1 pseudogene is annotated in these 429 nt (G+C 72.5%); it reads left to right on the top strand.

Annotation, left to right across the window (positions count from 1 at the left end):
* A pseudogene (locus ARTB_RS21390) lies at positions 1–229 on the top strand (hypothetical protein); the annotation flags it as partial.
* Positions 230–429 lie beyond the last annotated feature (200 nt).

Here is a 429-nt window from a genome sequence, read left to right as displayed (position 1 = left end):
GGGTGAGACCGAGCAGGCCGAGCTGGTCATCGGCGTCGGCAACGATGTGCTGAGCGCGCCGGCCCGCGACTGGGCCGGTGACGAGCCCGACTTCGCGTGGGCCGCCGAGGAGCTCCGCCAGCACCGGCGTTTTCCGCACGCGCCCGCGATCGCGCACGAGCAGACGGTCGACTCCGACAACCCGGACGCCTTCTGGGACCCCGACCTCGACGGCTTCACCCGCGCCTGACCCGCGGTCCGTCGGTCTGGGGCGGGTTTCGCCGTTCGGGTGGAGGATTCGCGCCCCGAAGAGCGGAAGTCGCCCCAAATTGCACCCCGCATCCACCGGGGGAGCTCGTCAAGCGGGCCGCGGTCGGCGGGCGTCGACGTAACGTGAGGGCTCCACGGCGGGCGTGACCGGTTCATCACCCCGACGTGTGAGCCCCGGAC

Origin of the sequence: Arthrobacter humicola, from assembly GCF_022803015.1 — a bacterium.
In the GTDB taxonomy this organism is placed as follows: Bacteria; Actinomycetota; Actinomycetes; order Actinomycetales; family Micrococcaceae; genus Arthrobacter; species Arthrobacter humicola_A.
Note: the sequence above shows the minus strand (reverse complement) of the source record. Positions and strands in the feature narration are given on the sequence as shown.